The sequence below is a fragment of the Pseudomonas sp. K5002 genome, assembly GCF_013386655.1.
Lineage (GTDB): Bacteria > Pseudomonadota > Gammaproteobacteria > Pseudomonadales > Pseudomonadaceae > Aquipseudomonas.
The window spans coordinates 1-14,782 of the sequence record NZ_JACARK010000176.1; the positions used below are offsets into that span (position 1 = coordinate 1).

Annotated in this window: 15 protein-coding genes and 2 pseudogenes; 13 read left to right on the forward strand and 4 right to left on the reverse strand. The window is 61.1% G+C overall.

Going from position 1 to position 14,782, the window contains the following annotated elements:
* From HX846_RS10010 to HX846_RS10035, 6 genes and pseudogenes are all read left to right on the forward strand, one after another.
* Window positions 1-449, forward strand: a pseudogene (locus HX846_RS10010) (alpha/beta hydrolase); the annotation flags it as partial.
* Entirely contained in the window at window positions 446-1,927 is a 1,482-nt protein-coding gene (locus HX846_RS10015) for an aldehyde dehydrogenase (protein ID WP_087694300.1), read from the forward strand. The pseudogene HX846_RS10010 and the gene HX846_RS10015, both read left to right, overlap by 4 nt.
* Window positions 1,928-1,939: 12 nt before the next feature.
* A complete protein-coding gene (locus tag HX846_RS10020; RefSeq protein WP_010567340.1) occupies window positions 1,940-2,425 on the forward strand; it encodes a flavin reductase family protein in 486 nt (161 codons plus the stop codon).
* Window positions 2,426-2,436: 11 nt separating this feature from the next.
* Window positions 2,437-2,826 carry a carboxymuconolactone decarboxylase family protein gene (locus HX846_RS10025; protein WP_087694301.1) on the forward strand — a complete coding sequence of 130 codons (390 nt, stop codon included), beginning with the start codon at window positions 2,437-2,439 and terminating at the stop codon, window positions 2,824-2,826.
* Window positions 2,827-2,849: 23 nt separating this feature from the next.
* Window positions 2,850-3,602 (forward strand): GntR family transcriptional regulator, encoded by a 753-nt coding sequence (locus HX846_RS10030; protein WP_087694302.1) that lies wholly within the window; start codon window positions 2,850-2,852, stop codon window positions 3,600-3,602.
* A 2-nt stretch (window positions 3,603-3,604) separates the two neighbouring features.
* Window positions 3,605-4,168 carry an NUDIX hydrolase gene (locus HX846_RS10035; protein ID WP_087694303.1) on the forward strand — a complete coding sequence of 188 codons (564 nt, stop codon included), beginning with the start codon at window positions 3,605-3,607 and terminating at the stop codon, window positions 4,166-4,168.
* A gap of 47 nt (window positions 4,169-4,215) precedes the next feature.
* Here HX846_RS10035 and HX846_RS10040 read toward each other — a convergent pair whose 3' ends face one another.
* Entirely contained in the window at window positions 4,216-4,509 is a 294-nt protein-coding gene (locus tag HX846_RS10040; RefSeq protein ID WP_087694313.1) for a DUF1330 domain-containing protein, read from the reverse strand.
* A 68-nt stretch (window positions 4,510-4,577) separates the two neighbouring features.
* On the opposite strand from HX846_RS10040, the gene ribBA reads away from it, so the two are divergent.
* The 5 genes from ribBA to HX846_RS10065 all read left to right on the forward strand — a co-directional run bounded on the left by ribBA (window position 4,578) and on the right by HX846_RS10065 (window position 9,843).
* Window positions 4,578-5,687: a bifunctional 3,4-dihydroxy-2-butanone-4-phosphate synthase/GTP cyclohydrolase II gene (gene ribBA / locus HX846_RS10045; RefSeq protein ID WP_087694304.1), complete on the forward strand. Its 1,110-nt coding sequence runs from the start codon at window positions 4,578-4,580 to the stop codon at window positions 5,685-5,687.
* 228 nt (window positions 5,688-5,915) lie between these two features.
* Window positions 5,916-6,941: an ABC transporter substrate-binding protein gene (locus tag HX846_RS10050; protein WP_087694314.1), complete on the forward strand. Its 1,026-nt coding sequence runs from the start codon at window positions 5,916-5,918 to the stop codon at window positions 6,939-6,941.
* Window positions 6,938-7,855 (forward strand): ABC transporter permease, encoded by a 918-nt coding sequence (locus tag HX846_RS10055; RefSeq protein WP_168197505.1) that lies wholly within the window; start codon window positions 6,938-6,940, stop codon window positions 7,853-7,855. Before HX846_RS10050 ends, HX846_RS10055 begins: the two co-directional genes overlap by 4 nt.
* Before the next feature lie 6 nt (window positions 7,856-7,861).
* Entirely contained in the window at window positions 7,862-8,671 is an 810-nt protein-coding gene (locus tag HX846_RS10060) for an ABC transporter permease (protein ID WP_087694306.1), read from the forward strand.
* 17 nt (window positions 8,672-8,688) lie between these two features.
* Window positions 8,689-9,843, forward strand: coding sequence for an ABC transporter ATP-binding protein (locus tag HX846_RS10065; RefSeq protein WP_087694307.1), 1,155 nt, complete (start codon window positions 8,689-8,691; stop codon window positions 9,841-9,843).
* A gap of 183 nt (window positions 9,844-10,026) precedes the next feature.
* On the opposite strand, the gene HX846_RS10070 is transcribed toward HX846_RS10065, so the two are convergent.
* Window positions 10,027-11,433 (reverse strand): cytosine permease, encoded by a 1,407-nt coding sequence (locus tag HX846_RS10070; protein WP_087694308.1) that lies wholly within the window; start codon window positions 11,431-11,433, stop codon window positions 10,027-10,029.
* Window positions 11,434-11,754: 321 nt separating this feature from the next.
* On the opposite strand from HX846_RS10070, the gene HX846_RS10075 reads away from it, so the two are divergent.
* Window positions 11,755-12,240 carry a flavin reductase family protein gene (locus HX846_RS10075; protein WP_087694309.1) on the forward strand — a complete coding sequence of 162 codons (486 nt, stop codon included), beginning with the start codon at window positions 11,755-11,757 and terminating at the stop codon, window positions 12,238-12,240.
* A 42-nt stretch (window positions 12,241-12,282) separates the two neighbouring features.
* On the opposite strand, the gene HX846_RS40365 is transcribed toward HX846_RS10075, so the two are convergent.
* Both HX846_RS40365 and HX846_RS40370 read right to left on the reverse strand, forming a co-directional pair.
* Window positions 12,283-13,068: a methyl-accepting chemotaxis protein gene (locus HX846_RS40365; protein ID WP_371132958.1), complete on the reverse strand. Its 786-nt coding sequence runs from the start codon at window positions 13,066-13,068 to the stop codon at window positions 12,283-12,285.
* Window positions 13,069-13,140: 72 nt separating this feature from the next.
* Window positions 13,141-14,229, reverse strand: a pseudogene (locus HX846_RS40370) (cache domain-containing protein); the annotation flags it as partial.
* Between the two features lie 188 nt (window positions 14,230-14,417).
* Between HX846_RS40370 and HX846_RS10085 the strand changes: the two are divergent.
* On the forward strand, window positions 14,418-14,782 hold a 365-nt coding region (locus tag HX846_RS10085; protein ID WP_178965332.1), incomplete at its 3' end, for an LLM class flavin-dependent oxidoreductase.

The following is a 14,782-nucleotide window of genomic DNA, read 5'->3' on the forward strand; positions in this document are numbered from 1 at the left end:
GTGCCGGGGTGATCGCACGCACTGCCCAGGCCGCCGAGCATGGCCCGGATGCGAATGCCGAAGCCGCGCTGTCACGCTGGTTCAGCCGCGAGTACCAGGCAGCCAACCCGGCGCAGATCGCTGCGCTGCGTGAAACCCTGGCGGGCAACGACCCCCAGGGCTACCTCACCACGTACGAGCTGTTCGCGACCCAGGACATGTACCGCGCCGACGACCTCAAGGGTTTGCGCGCGCCGACCCTGGTCGCCACCGGTGAACTCGACCCGGGCTCGACCCCGGAGATGGCCCGGCAACTGGCCGATCGCATTCCCGGTGCGACGGTTGCAGTGCTGGCCGAGCAACGGCATATGATGCCAGTGGAATCGCCGCGGCTGGTCAACCAACTGCTGCTGGGCTTTCTTGACACGGTGTACACCCAAAAAAATCCAATAAAGGGGATCGTTGCATGACACTCGCACGCTTCCAGATGTGCATCGGCGGTGAATGGGTCGATGCCCTGTCCGGCAAGACTTTCGACAGCCTCAACCCAGCCCTGGCCGAACCCTGGGCGCAACTGCCCGACGCCGACGAGACGGATGTGGAGCGCGCCGTGCAGGCCGCGCAAAGCGCCTTCGACAGCCCGGCCTGGCGTGGCCTCACCGCTACCGCGCGGGGCAAACTGCTGCGCCGCCTGGGAGATTTGATTGCCGAAAACAAGGAACAACTGGCACAGCTCGAAAGCCGCGACAATGGCAAGCTGATCCGCGAGACACGCGGTCAGGTCAGTTACCTGCCGGAGTTCTTCCATTACACGGCAGGCCTGGCCGACAAGCTTGAGGGCGGCACCCTGCCGCTGGACAAGCCGGACCTCTTCGCCTACACCGTGCACGAAGCCATGGGCGTGGTGGCCGCGATCATTCCATGGAACAGCCCGCTGTACTTGACCGCGATCAAACTCGCGCCGGCCCTGGCAGCGGGTAATACCATCGTGATCAAACCGTCGGAGCACGCCTCGGCGACCATCCTCGAACTGGCGCGCCTGGCCCTGGAGGCTGGCATTCCGCCGGGCGTGGTCAATGTGGTGACTGGCTACGGCCCAAGCACCGGCGCCGCCCTCACCCGCCACCCTTTGGTGCGCAAGATCGCCTTTACCGGCGGCGCAGCCACGGCGCGGCACGTAGTACGCAGCAGCGCCGAGAACTTCGCCAAGCTGTCGCTGGAACTGGGCGGCAAGTCACCGAACATCATCTTTGCCGATGCCGACCTCGACAGCGCCATCAATGGTGCGATTGCCGGGATATACGCGGCGTCGGGGCAAAGCTGTGTGTCTGGCTCGCGCCTGCTGGTGCAGGATGAAATCTACGACGAATTCGTCGAGCGCCTGGTAGAGCGCGCCAAACGCATTCGCATCGGCAACCCGCAGGACGACGCCAGTGAAATGGGCCCCATGGCCACCGCACAGCAACTGGCCGTGGTCGAAGGCCTGGTGGCGGATGCCATCGCTGAAGGTGCGCGCCTGCGTACCGGTGGCAAGCGTCCGCAGAACCTGGGCGAAGGCTGGTTCTATGAGCCGACCCTGTTCGAGTGCGACCGCAACTCGATGAAGATCATGCAGGAAGAAGTGTTCGGCCCGGTGGCCTCGGTCATCCGTTTCAAGGACGAAGCCGAAGCCCTGGCCATCGCCAACGACTCTCAGTTCGGCCTCGCCGCCGGCATCTGGACCCGCGACCTCGGTCGTGCCCACCGCCTGGCCCGCGACGTGCGTTCGGGGATTATCTGGGTCAACACCTACCGCGCCGTCTCGGCCATGGCGCCCATTGGCGGCTTCAAGAACAGCGGCTATGGACGTGAAAGTGGCATCGATTCGGTACTGGCTTACACCGAGCTGAAGACGGTGTGGATCAACCTTTCCCAGGCGCCCATGCCTGATCCTTTTGTGATGCGTTAAGAGACCCCGACCATGATCGAACCCGGCATTTACAAAGACGTCATGAGTTCATTCCCGTCCGGGGTGACGGTCGTCACTACCCTCGACCCGGATGGCGGCATCGTCGGCATCACCGCCAGCGCATTCAGTGCGCTGTCGATCGACCCGGCACTGGTCCTGTTCTGCCCCAACTATGCATCGGACACCTATCCGATCCTGCGCGACAGCAAGCGCTTTGCGATTCATTTGCTGTCCGCCGACCAGACCGCCGAAGCCTATGCCTTTGCCAGCAAGGGCAAGGAAAAGGCCAAGGGCATCGAGTGGCACTTGAGCGAACTGGGCAATCCGCTGCTGGCCAAGGCCACGGCGATCATCGAGTGCGAGTTGTGGCGCGAATACGACGGTGGCGATCACGCGATCATCGTCGGAGCGGTGAAAAACCTGATCCTGCCCGAGCAACCGGTCACACCGATGATCTACCACAAGGGCAAGCTGGGCCCGCTGCCCACCCTGGCCTGAGGAGCTGATTGATGAGCGACGACAAGTACCAACGGGGCCTGAAAATCCGTACGCAAGTGCTGGGCGAAGCCTATGTGCAACGTTCGATCGAGAACGCCGACGACTTCACTCGCCCCCTGCAGGAGATGGTCACCGAATACTGCTGGGGCCATGTGTGGGGCCGTGAGGGTTTGTCGCTTAAAGAACGCAGCATGATAAACTTGGCGATGATTTCGGCCCTCAATCGGCCCCATGAACTCAAGCTGCACGTGCGCGGCGCCTTGCGTAACGGGCTGAGTCGTGAACAAATACGCGAAATTCTGCTTCAGGTCGGCATTTATTGCGGGGTTCCCGCCGCCGTGGACAGTTTCCGACTGGCCCGTGAAGCCTTCGCCGAAACCGACGCCGAGGCCTCCAGTTAACCGCAACATTCAGAGCAGCCCCCATGAAACGCCTGCCACTCGACGACAGCTTCAAGGTCAATCACAACCCGGTCACCCTGCGCGAAATCGTGCTGGCAAAACTGCGCAGCGCCATCATGAACTTCCAACTGCTGCCGGGTGACCGCCTGGTGGAACGCGACCTTTGCGACCGCCTCGGCGTCAGCCGCACCTCGGTGCGCGAAGCCTTGCGTCACCTGGAGTCCGAAGGCCTGGTGGAGTTCGCCGATGCCAAGGGCCCGCAAGTGGCGATCATCACCCTGGCCGATGCCGTCGACATCTATGAACTGCGTTGCGTGCTCGAAGGCTTGATCGTGCAGTTGTTCACCCTGCGCGCCAAGGCCAAGGACATCAAGGCACTGGAAAAAGCCCTCGAGGAAAACCGCAAGGCCCTCAAGGACGGTGAGCTGCAACAGGTCATTGATTCGGTACAAGGATTCTACGACGTGTTGCTCGAAGGCTCCGGCAACCACGTGGCGGCCACCCAACTGCGTCAGTTGCAGGCACGTATCAGCTACTTGCGCGCGACCTCGGTATCCCAGGAAAACCGTCGCGGTACCAGCAACCAGGAAATGGAGCGTATGGTCCAGGCGATCAAGAGCGGCGACCCGCTCGCCGCCCACCAGGCCTGTGTCGACCACGTGCGCGCCGCCGCCGCCGTGGCCCTGGATTACCTCAAGCGCAAGCAGGAAGAGACCGGCAAGATCCCCGAGATCACACTGCCCATCGCCCTCAAAGAACCGCGCATAGGTCACTGACCATGCCCAGCCCCAGTTTTTGCCCGACATGTGGCAGCAGTGACCTCGGTCACCAGCTGCCACCGGGTGATACCCATGAGCGCCTGATGTGCCGGGGCTGCGGCTACATCCACTACATCAACCCGAAGATTATCGCCGGCTGCATCATCGAGCAGGACGGCAAATATCTGCTTTGCCAGCGGGCCATCCCGCCGCGTCCTGGCACCTGGACGCTGCCGGCCGGCTTCATGGAAGGTGGCGAAACCACTGAACAGGCCGCACTACGCGAAGTCTGGGAAGAAAGCGGCGTACGCGCGGAGATCCTCTCGCCCTACTCGATTTTCAGCGTGCCGAAGATCAGCGAGGTGTACATCATCTTCCGCGCCATCGCGCTGCAGATCACCGGCCAGTTCGGGCCGGAGACCCTCGACTACAAGTTCTTCGCGCCCGAGGACATTCCCTGGGACAGCATCTACTACCCGGCGATCCGGCAGATCCTCGAGCGTTATATCGAGGAACGCCAGGCTGGGGTGTATGGCATCTACATCGGTAACGACGACAGCGGCAAGATTCACTTCATCCGCTGATCGTCAGACCCGACACGGATCAAAAATGTGATGTATGCCTGATACCCCTAAGGCACCAGCCCTTCCACGATGATGATCTGCGCCTCGCCCGCCCCTTCACGACGCGCCTTTGCCTCCTGATACTCCGCAGACTCATAACAGGCCAGCGCCTGCTCGTAGCTGTCGAACTCGATCACCACATTACGTTGCCTGGCAGGCCCGCCTTCCATCGCGGCGCTGCGCCCGCCCCTGGCCAGGAAGCGCCCGCCAAACTTCGCGAAGGCCGCAGGCGCGCGCTGGGTGTACTGCGTGTACTGCTCTGCATCGGACACATTTACATGAGCAATCCAGTAAGCCTTCATCGTGACATCCTCTTGCTTGGTTTTGTGGTATACCATAATACATACAACCAATAAATCGAGCAGCCACCATGTCTTTCAACAACATCGCAGACATCATCGAAGACTACCGCCAAGGCAAAATGGTGCTCCTGGTGGACGACGAGGATCGGGAGAACGAAGGCGACCTGTTGCTGCCCGCGGTGTGCTGCACCGCCGAGACTATCAGCTTCATGGCCCGGGAAGCGCGTGGCCTGATTTGCCTGACCCTCACCGACGAACACTGCCAGCGCCTCGGCCTGCAGCAGATGGTGCCGAGCAATGGCAGCGTGTTCAGCACCGCGTTTACCGTGTCCATCGAAGCCGCCACCGGCGTGACTACCGGCATCTCCGCCGCCGACCGGGCGCGCACGGTGGCCGCGGCCGTGAATGCCGATGCGGGGCCGGCCGACATCGTGCAACCGGGGCATATTTTCCCGTTGCGCGCCAAGGATGGCGGCGTGTTGACGCGCGCCGGGCACACCGAAGCCGGTTGCGACCTGGCGCGCCTGGCCGGGCACACACCAGCCTCGGTGATCGTCGAAGTGATGAACGATGACGGCACCATGGCACGTCGCCCTGACCTTGAGGTGTTCGCGCACAAGCATGGGATCAAGATCGGCACCATCGCCGATCTGATCCACTACCGCCTCAGTACCGAGCGCACCGTAGTGCGCATCGGCGAGCGCGACCTGCCCACAGTGCACGGCACGTTCCGCCTGATCACCTTTGAGGACCGCATTGATGGCGGCGTGCACATGGCGATGGTCATGGGGCAGTTACACCGCGACACGCCCGCCCTGGTGCGCGTGCACGTGATCGACCCGCTGCGCGACCTGGTGGGCGCCGAGTATAGCGGCCCCTCCAACTGGACCTTATGGGCCGCCCTGCAACGCGTCGCCGCAGAAGGCAGCGGCGTGGTGGTGGTGCTGGCCAATCATGAATCCTCCCAGGCCCTGCTCGAACGCGTCCCGCAGTTGACCCAGACGCCGCGCCAGTTCAGCCGTTCGCAGTCGCGGATCTATTCGGAAGTCGGCACCGGCGCGCAGATATTGCAGGACCTTGGCGTCTGCAAGCTGCGCCACCTTGGCCCTCCGCTGAAATACGCCGGGCTGACAGGCTACGACCTGGAGGTGGTGGAGAGCATTCCGTTCACCGAATGACGGATAACCGGTAAGGCAAAGTGCTTGCACAAAGCTTGGAATACCATAATATGATATTCCATCGACCGAGTACTTTTGCCAAGTGCGCATGCCAGGGATAGCGCCAGTAACAAGCCTTGGTACGGTCGACTTTTGAGGCTTCGCAATAGAGGCTTCGAGAGACCTACTGCTCCCGATAGGCGGGCATTACCAGGCCCGCTCAATAACAAAACAAATGAGGGCGTGAAAATGGTGTTGAACAAACGTGCAACCGCGATGCTGTTCGCGGGTTTGCTGGCCACGGCCACTCACGCGGCCCTGGCGGCCGAAAGCGTCAATTTCGTGAGCTGGGGCGGTAGCACCCAGGATGCGCAAAAGCAGGCGTGGGCCGATCCTTTCAGCAAGGCCAGCGGGATCACTGTGGTGCAGGACGGTCCCACCGACTATGGCAAGCTCAAGGCCATGGTCGAGAGCGGCAACGTGCAGTGGGACGTGGTAGACGTGGAGGCTGACTTCGCCTTGCGCGCCGCCGCTGAAGGGCTGCTCGAACCCCTGGATTTTTCGGTGATCCAGCGCGACAAGATCGACCCGCGGTTTGTCTCCGACCATGGCGTCGGCTCGTTTTTCTTCTCCTTCGTACTCGGCTACAACGAGGGCAAGCTCGGCGCTGGCAAGCCACAGGACTGGGCCGCGCTGTTCGACACCAAAACCTACCCCGGCAAACGTGCCCTCTACAAATGGCCAAGCCCTGGCGTGCTCGAACTGGCGCTGCTGGCTGACGGCGTTCCCGCCGACAAGCTCTACCCCCTGGACCTGGACCGCGCCTTCAAGAAACTCGACACCATCAAGAAAGACATCGTCTGGTGGGGCGGCGGCGCACAGTCCCAGCAACTGCTGGCCTCGGGCGAAGTCAGCATGGGTCAGTTCTGGAACGGCCGCATTCATGCCCTGCAGGAAGATGGCGCACCCGTAGGCGTAAGCTGGAAACAGAATCTGGTGATGGCGGACATCCTGGTCGTGCCTAAAGGCAGCAAAAACAAAGGCGCGGCGATGAAGTTCCTGGCCAGTGCCAGCAGCGCCAAGGGCCAGGCCGACTTCTCTAACCTGACCGCTTATGCACCGGTGAACATCGACAGTGTGCAGCGCCTGGACTCAGTGCTCGCGCCCAACCTGCCGACGGCGTATGCCAAGGACCAGATCACCCTCGATTTCGCCTACTGGGCCAAGAACGGTCCGGCCATTGCGACACGGTGGAATGAATGGCTAGTCAAATGAAAATGACGGCAACCACGCCGACCGGGAGCGCCCTCGGCGTTGCTGGCGCAGTTTCCTGCAAACCAGGTGCGCCATCCCTGGCGCAACGCTGGCGGGGGTCGAGCAACCTGATCCCGGCGCTGCTGTTCCTCGGCCTGTTCTTCCTCGCGCCGCTGATCGGCCTGTTGCTGCGCGGCGTGCTGGAGCCCGTACCGGGCCTTGGCAACTATGAGCAACTGTTCGCTAACTCGGCATACGCCCGGGTACTGCTCAATACCTTTTCGGTGGCCGGCCTGGTGACCCTGTTCAGCCTGTTGCTGGGCTTCCCGCTGGCCTGGGTGATTACCCTGGTACCACGCGGCTGGGGGCGCTGGATCCTGAACATCGTGCTGCTGTCGATGTGGACCAGCCTGCTCGCCCGCACCTATTCATGGCTGGTATTGCTGCAAGCCTCCGGGGTGATCAACAAGGCACTGATGGCGATGGGCATCATCGACCAGCCGCTGGAGATGGTGCACAACCTGACCGGCGTGGTGATCGGTATGAGCTACATCATGATCCCGTTCATTGTGCTGCCATTGCAGGCAACCATGCAGGCCATCGACCCGATGATCCTGCAGGCCGGCTCCATCTGCGGTGCCAGCCCTTGGACCAACTTCTTCCGGGTGTTCCTGCCGCTGTGCCGACCGGGGTTGTTTTCCGGCGGCTTGATGGTGTTTGTGATGTCCCTCGGTTACTACGTCACCCCGGCGCTGCTCGGCGGCGCGCAGAACATGATGCTGCCTGAGTTCATCATCCAGCAGGTGCAGTCGTTCCTCAACTGGGGCCTGGCGAGTGCCGGCGCCGCATTGCTGATCTTTATCACGCTGGTGCTGTTCTACTTCTACCTGAAGCTTCAGCCGGAATCCCCGGTTGGCGCCAGCAACGCGAGGTAAGCCGTCATGCTCCTGACTTCCAATGCCATGAGCCGCAGGATGCGCCTGGGCCTCTACACCACCACCGGCATGATTGGCCTGTTCTTGCTGTTGCCGATCGTGTTCATCGTGTTGCTGTCGTTCGGCTCGTCCCAATGGCTGGTGTTCCCGCCACCGGGCTGGACGCTGAAATGGTACGGCCAGTTCTTCTCCAATGCCGACTGGATGAACGCGGCGGTAGCGAGCCTCAAGGTTGCGGTACTGACCACCGTGTTCGCCGTGGCGCTGGGCCTGCCCACCGCATTTGCCCTGGTGCGTGGGCGATTTCCTGGCCGCGAGTTGCTCTACGGCCTGTTCACCCTGCCGATGATCGTGCCGTTGGTGATCATCGCGGTGGCGGTGTACGCACTGTTCCTCAAGCTCGGCTATACCGGCACGATGTTCGCCTTTGTAGTGAGCCATGTGATTGTCGCGCTGCCGTTCACCATTATCTCGATCATCAACTCGCTGAAGCTGTTCGACCAATCGATTGAAGATGCGGCGGTGATCTGCGGCGCATCGCGCCTGCAGGCCGTATTCAAGGTGACATTCCCGGCGATTCGCCCGGGAATGGTGGCCGGCGCGTTGTTCGCCTTTCTCGTCTCATGGGACGAAGTGGTGCTCAGCGTGATGATGGCCAGCCCGACCCTGCAAACCCTTCCCGTAAAAATGTGGACCACCCTGCGCCAGGACCTGACGCCTGTGATTGCCGTCGCCTCGACGTTGCTGATCGGCCTCTCGGTGCTCGTCATGGTCATCGCCGCCGCCCTTCGCCGGCGCACAGAAACCCGCGCTTGAGCGCCCAGGAGCAAGACATGAGTGCAGTGATCCAAGATACCGCGCAAAACCATGGCCAACCCCTGGTCAGCTTGCGCAACCTGAACAAGTACTACGGTGAATTTGCCGCCGTGGATAACATCTCGCTGGACATCAAGGACGGCGAATTCCTGACCTTCCTCGGCTCCAGCGGCTCTGGCAAAAGCACCACCCTGTCGATGCTCGCAGGCTTTGAAACGCCAAGCAGCGGCGAGATCCTGGTGAGCGGCCAATCCCTGGTCAATGTGCCGCCGCACAAACGCGACATCGGCATGGTGTTCCAACGTTACTCGCTGTTCCCGCATTTGTCGGTGCGCGACAACATCGCCTTCCCCCTGGCGATTCGCAAACTGGCCAGCGCCGAGCGCGAGAAGCGCGTCGACGCCATGCTCAAGCTGGTGCAGCTTGAGCAATTTGCCCATCGCCGCCCTTCGCAACTCTCCGGCGGCCAGCAGCAACGCGTCGCCATCGCGCGGGCGCTGGTGTACGAGCCGCGCATCCTGCTGATGGACGAACCCCTCGGCGCCCTCGACAAAAAACTGCGTGAAGACCTGCAGGACGAACTGCGCCAATTACATCGGCGCCTGGGCATCACCATCGTCTACGTAACCCACGACCAGGAAGAAGCCATGCGCCTGTCCCAGCGCATCGCGATTTTCAGCCACGGCAAGATTGTCGGCCTGGGCAGTGGCTACGACCTGTACCAGAACCCGCCAAATGCGTTTGTAGCCTCGTTCCTCGGTAACTCCAACTTCCTCAAGCTCAAGGCGCAGGGGAATGCGGTGGCATCGTTTGAAGGCCAATCGCTGTCGATCCGCCTGACCAGCGGCTTGCAAACCGAGCAGGAGGTGCTGTTGATGGTACGCCCGGAAAAAGCCTTGGCGCTGAGTGTCGAGCAAGCTACCGAGCAGGCATTGGCGGCGGGTTGGAATGAGGTGTCAGCGATTGTAGGCGAGGTGCTGTTCCTCGGCGAAAGCCAGACCTGCACCGTGAAAACCCTTGGCGGCACCTCGATGACAGTCAAGGCGTTGTCTGCTGCGGGCATGCCACTCAAGGCCGGCGACCCGGTGCGCGTGCGCTGGGCCACGGCGGATGCTTGCGTCTATACCGCATGGGCTGAAAGCGATCTGAACAAGGCCGCCGGCGCCCATTGAGTCACCCTTGGGCCGCCACAACGTCGGGTTGTGGCGGCCTTTTTTTGCCTGCTAACAATGGACCTGGCCGGATGTCATTGATCATCAAGCCAGCTTGCTACAAGGATACGGCTGCATCGGCAGGCCTTAACTGCAGATAAAAAAATGCCCGGCATTGGCCGGGCATTTCAGTTCATTCGATGATCAGTCGGTATAGCCCAACTTTACCGTCCTCATCTTCCGGCTATGCTCGCGCGTCGCCAGGCAGTAATACAGCGGACACGTCACCACCAACCCCACCAGCCACGACAGGTCTGCGCCCTCTACCAGATTGGCCCATGGCCCCACGTACAGCGACGTATTGGCAAACGGCAGTTGCACGATGATGCCGATGAAATACGCCACGATCGCATGCAGGTTAAAGCGTCCGTAAACCCCGCCGTCCGCCTGAAAGATCGACGCAATGTCATAGGCGCCACGCTTGATGATGTAGAAATCGATCAGGTTGATCGACGCCCACGGCACCAGCACCAATAGCAGCGCAAGGATCAGGCCGATAAATTGCGAGATGAAGTCCGCCGACGCGCCCAATGCCACCACGCAGCATCCGGCCAGTACCACGCTGGACAGCACCACACGCACTTTGATGCCGGGTGTCCACTGGCTGGCGAAGGTCTGGATCGAGGTGATGATCGACAGCACCGCACCATACAGATTCAGGGCGTTGTGGCTGATGATATTGAGCAGAAACAGCACCATCAGGATCGACCCCAGCCAGCCGGTGGCTTGCTTGACCGCGACCATCGCCTCAGTGCCTTCGGGTGTCGCCAGGGCGGCGACCAAGCCAAAGGAGAACGACAAAATGGTGCCGAGAGTGGCCCCCAGGTAGGTGGCGACAAAGGGTCGGGTGATGCCGATATCAGCCGGCAGGTAGCGCGAATAATCGCTGGTATAGGGGGAAAAGCTGATCTGCCAGATCACTCCCAACGACACCGTCGCCAGCCAGCCGGCCGGATTGAAGCCGCCACGGGTGAGGAAGTCTGCCGGCAGGTCGTGGGAAAAAATGTAGAGGAAACCCGCCAGCAATGCGCTGCCCATCACCCAGGTGCCGATGCGGTTCAGGGTATGGATAAAGCGATAGCCGATCACGCCAATGGCCGTGGCGCTGAGCGCGCCGATCAGGATGCTGGCCGGCACCGGTACCGACGGCACGATGCCGACGATGGACTTGCCCGCCAGCACAATGTTGGAGATGAAAAAGCCAATGTAGATCAGGGCCGCGAAGAAAACGATCAGCAGCGCTCCGTAGCGCCCGAACTGACCCCGGCTCTGCACCATCTGCGGGATGCCCATGCGCGGGCCCTGGGCCGACGCGAGGGCAATGACAATACCGCCGAGCATGTGCCCGAGGGCAATCGCCAGCAGCCCCCACACCAGGTTGAGATGGAACACCTGAGTCACCATAGCGCCGGTGACGATGGGCAGCGGTGCAATGTTAGTGCTGAACCATAGGGTGAACAGGTCGCGGGCCTTTCCATGGCGCTCCGCGAGGGGGACGTAATCGACCGTGTGATTCTCGATCAGGGGATCTTGCCGGGACATCTGGGGCATGGAAATGAACTCGCGTTTGTCTGATCTTATAGTTGTTTGACGCCAAACCGGGGGAGCTCTCTGGCCACCCCCATACGAACACCATATTATGGTATTCCAACATTTTCACAAGACTGATCCGTAGTCCTGGCACGCATCTGATCCGCTATTGTGCCACACGGCCCCTCTTCATTCAGCGGGCTAACCCCCGTATTCATTGGCTATAAGACCAAAGGTCAACGTTCATCGGCCGCCTGAAAAAGCCCTTGATTAGATTGTATTACGGTATACCATCAGACCTACAAATCTATAAAATCCGCTTCACCCTACGAGGACCGTCCCATGATCGATGCCGCCATCTACAAACAAGTGATGGGTTCGTTTCCGTCCGGAGTCACCGTGATCACCACGCTCGATGATGACGGGCAGATAGTCGGACTTACCGCCAGTGCGTTCAGCTCGTTGTCCATGGAGCCGGCCCTGGTGCTGTTCTGCCCCAACTACAGTTCCGACTCCTATCCGGTGCTGATCAAGAACCAGCGCTTTGCCATTCATGTGCTGTCCGGTGGGCAGCAAAGCGAAGCCTATGCTTTTGCGCGCAAGGGCAAAGACAAGGCGCAGGGCATCGAATGGACGTTGAGTGAACTGGGCAACCCGATCCTCGCCAATGCCACGGCGGTGATCGAGTGCGAGTTGTGGCGTGAGTATGAAGGCGGTGACCATGCAATCATGGTCGGTGCGGTGAAGAACCTGATCGTGCCCCGGCAGAACGCCGGGCCACTGGTGTATTGCCACGGCAAGATGGGCGCCCTGCCCGCCATTGCCTGATCGTTACCGTTGCAGGCGCCCGGCAGCCCGGGCGCCCACCGGTCAGGTGCGGAAGCGGCTGACCAACTGATTCAACGTCTGAGACAACGTCGTCAATTGCTGCGCATCCTGGCGCGTGGAATCAGCCAGGCTCGCCACCAACTGTGCATCCCCGTGAATCTGGCTGATGTGCCGATTGATGTCTTCAGCCACCTGGTGCTGCTCTTCGGCAGCCGTTGCGATTTGCGTATTCATGTCGCGGATCACGTCCACCGACTCGCGAATCAACCCAAAACTGGCCCGTGCGTCGTTGATCGACACCACCGTTTCCTGGGACACCTCCAGGCTGGCATGCATTTGTTTACCCATCTGATGGGTACGCCGGGCGAGGTTGCCCAGCAGCCCGTCGATCTCGCCGGTGGAGTCCGACGTACGCTTGGCCAGGGCCCGCACTTCGTCTGCCACCACGGCAAAACCACGCCCCTGTTCACCGGCTCGGGCGGCTTCGATGGCAGCGTTCAGCGCCAGCAGGTTGGTCTGTTCGGCGATGGAGCGGATGGTGCCGAGTATCGACTGGATGTCGTTGCTGTCTTTTTCCAGTTGCTCCATGGACTGGGCGGAGTGGCCGATTTCCTCACTCAGGCGCCCTACGCTGCTCACTGCTGCGTCGATCTGCTGCTGGCCGGTGTGCGCCTGGCGCTGTCCGTTGTCGGCAGAGTCGGCGGCCTGGCTGCAGGAGCGCGCGACTTCATTGGAGGTGGCGACCATCTCATGAAACGCGGTGGACACCATGTCCACGGCCTCCCGTTGGCGTGAGGCGACCTCAGCCATTTCCACCGAGACCTCCATGGCACTCCCCGAACTGCTGTGGATCTGCCCGGCCGCCTGGCCGATGCGCTGGATCAGCGTGCGGATCGCTTCGAGGAACTGGTTGAACCAGCCGGCCAGTTGTGCCGTCTCGTCTCGCCCTTTTACCGGCAGGCGCGCCGTCAGGTCTCCTTCGCCCTGGGCGATGCCTTCCAGGCCGCTGGCCACACCACGAATCGGCTTGACGATCAGCCCGGCAAACCAGGCGCCCACCACTGCAAACAACACGGCACACACCAGGGCGATCGCCGCGATCAGCCAGGTCAGGCGCGCCGCGCCGGCCATCACTTCACTTTCCCGCACCACCCCGACAAACCGCCAGCCCAATGCCCTGGACGGCCAGACAAACGCCATGTAGCGCTCGCCTGCCAACTCGACCTGCACCAGACCCTGCCCAGCCTCGCTCAACTGCCGGTAACCCTCGCCCAACTCACTAAGTTTCTTGAAGTTGTGAGACGGGTCATTCGGGTCCACCAACACGGTGTTATTGGCTTCCATCAACATCAGGTAGCCGCTGTCACCCAGCTTGATCTGTTTGACCAGGTCGGTCAGTTGCTTGAGGGAAACATCGATGTTCACCACCCCGCTCGCGTTGCCCTGGCGGTCATTGAAGCTTCGCACCGTACTGACCAGCACCACGTCATCGGCGGCCCAGTAATACGCCTCGGTGCGCAGGGTCTTGCCCGGTTGCGCCATGGCCGTCTTGTACCAGGGCCGGGTGCGCGGGTCGTAGCTCGCCAGCTTCGGGTCACCCGGCCAGAATACATAGCCGCCATCTTCAGTACCCAGTGACAGGTAGGTGTAGGCCGAATGACTCTTGGCCAGGCCCTCGAACAGCTTGAACAACTGCTGATCGCGCTCGCCGAGTGCGACTTGGGCGGCGTCGCTGGCCAGATAGCGTTTCACATCGCCGTTGATACTTTGCAACTGCGGATGCGCCGCCAGGTAGGCGACGTTCTGACTGATACCTTCAAAAAACAATTGCATGGCATTGTCGACTTGGCGAATCTCGCGTTCGCTGCCGTCGATAAAGCCGTCCCGTGCCTCATGGCGCACGTTGAGGATGATCATCACTGCCACCAGAATGACTGGCAGGCTGGCGATCACCGCAAAGGCCAGGATCAATTTTTGTTTTATGTTCATCTAGCTCGCCTTCCTTGTGAAGTGAATGTGCGACCGCTGGAGAGAAAAATTTTGCAGATATTCCGTATTATGGTATACCAACAATCAATCCGCCGAATAGCCTTCATCACTGGCAAGCTTCACATTGGCGAGAGCACCTAAGGGCCCGCAGTCGACAGGCCGATCACAATAGATCCGAGGTAAGCGTCATGAAATTTTCCCTGTTCGTGCACATGGAACGCTGGGATGAAAGTGTCAGCCATCGCCAGTTGTTCGAAGACTTGACCGAACTGACCCTGATGGCGGAAGCCGGTGGTTTCAGCACCGTCTGGATTGGCGAACACCACGCCATGGAATACACCATCTCGCCCAGCCCGATGCCGCTGCTGGCTTACCTCGCGGCCAAAACCACCACCATTCACCTGGGCGCCGGTACCATCATCGCGCCGTTCTGGCACCCACTGCGGGTGGCAGGCGAATGCGCGCTGCTCGACGTGATCAGTAACGGACGCATGGAAGTCGGCCTGGCCCGTGGTGCCTACCAGGTGGAGTTCGACCGCATGGCCGGCGGCAT

Excerpts from the sequence above, each read along its gene's own strand:
- HX846_RS10015 (WP_087694300.1), top strand. The coding sequence starts at position 446 with ATGACACTCGCACGCTTCCAGATGTGCATCGGCGGTGAATGGGTCGAT.
- HX846_RS10020 (WP_010567340.1), top strand. The coding sequence starts at position 1,940 with ATGATCGAACCCGGCATTTACAAAGACGTCATGAGTTCATTCCCGTCC.
- HX846_RS10025 (WP_087694301.1), top strand. The coding sequence starts at position 2,437 with ATGAGCGACGACAAGTACCAACGGGGCCTGAAAATCCGTACGCAAGTG.
- HX846_RS10030 (WP_087694302.1), top strand. The coding sequence starts at position 2,850 with ATGAAACGCCTGCCACTCGACGACAGCTTCAAGGTCAATCACAACCCG.
- HX846_RS10035 (WP_087694303.1), top strand. The coding sequence starts at position 3,605 with ATGCCCAGCCCCAGTTTTTGCCCGACATGTGGCAGCAGTGACCTCGGT.
- HX846_RS10040 (WP_087694313.1), bottom strand. The coding sequence starts at position 4,509 with ATGAAGGCTTACTGGATTGCTCATGTAAATGTGTCCGATGCAGAGCAG.
- ribBA (WP_087694304.1), top strand. The coding sequence starts at position 4,578 with ATGTCTTTCAACAACATCGCAGACATCATCGAAGACTACCGCCAAGGC.
- HX846_RS10050 (WP_087694314.1), top strand. The coding sequence starts at position 5,916 with ATGGTGTTGAACAAACGTGCAACCGCGATGCTGTTCGCGGGTTTGCTG.
- HX846_RS10055 (WP_168197505.1), top strand. The coding sequence starts at position 6,938 with ATGAAAATGACGGCAACCACGCCGACCGGGAGCGCCCTCGGCGTTGCT.
- HX846_RS10060 (WP_087694306.1), top strand. The coding sequence starts at position 7,862 with ATGCTCCTGACTTCCAATGCCATGAGCCGCAGGATGCGCCTGGGCCTC.
- HX846_RS10065 (WP_087694307.1), top strand. The coding sequence starts at position 8,689 with ATGAGTGCAGTGATCCAAGATACCGCGCAAAACCATGGCCAACCCCTG.
- HX846_RS10070 (WP_087694308.1), bottom strand. The coding sequence starts at position 11,433 with ATGCCCCAGATGTCCCGGCAAGATCCCCTGATCGAGAATCACACGGTC.
- HX846_RS10075 (WP_087694309.1), top strand. The coding sequence starts at position 11,755 with ATGATCGATGCCGCCATCTACAAACAAGTGATGGGTTCGTTTCCGTCC.
- HX846_RS40365 (WP_371132958.1), bottom strand. The coding sequence starts at position 13,068 with ATGGAGGTCTCGGTGGAAATGGCTGAGGTCGCCTCACGCCAACGGGAG.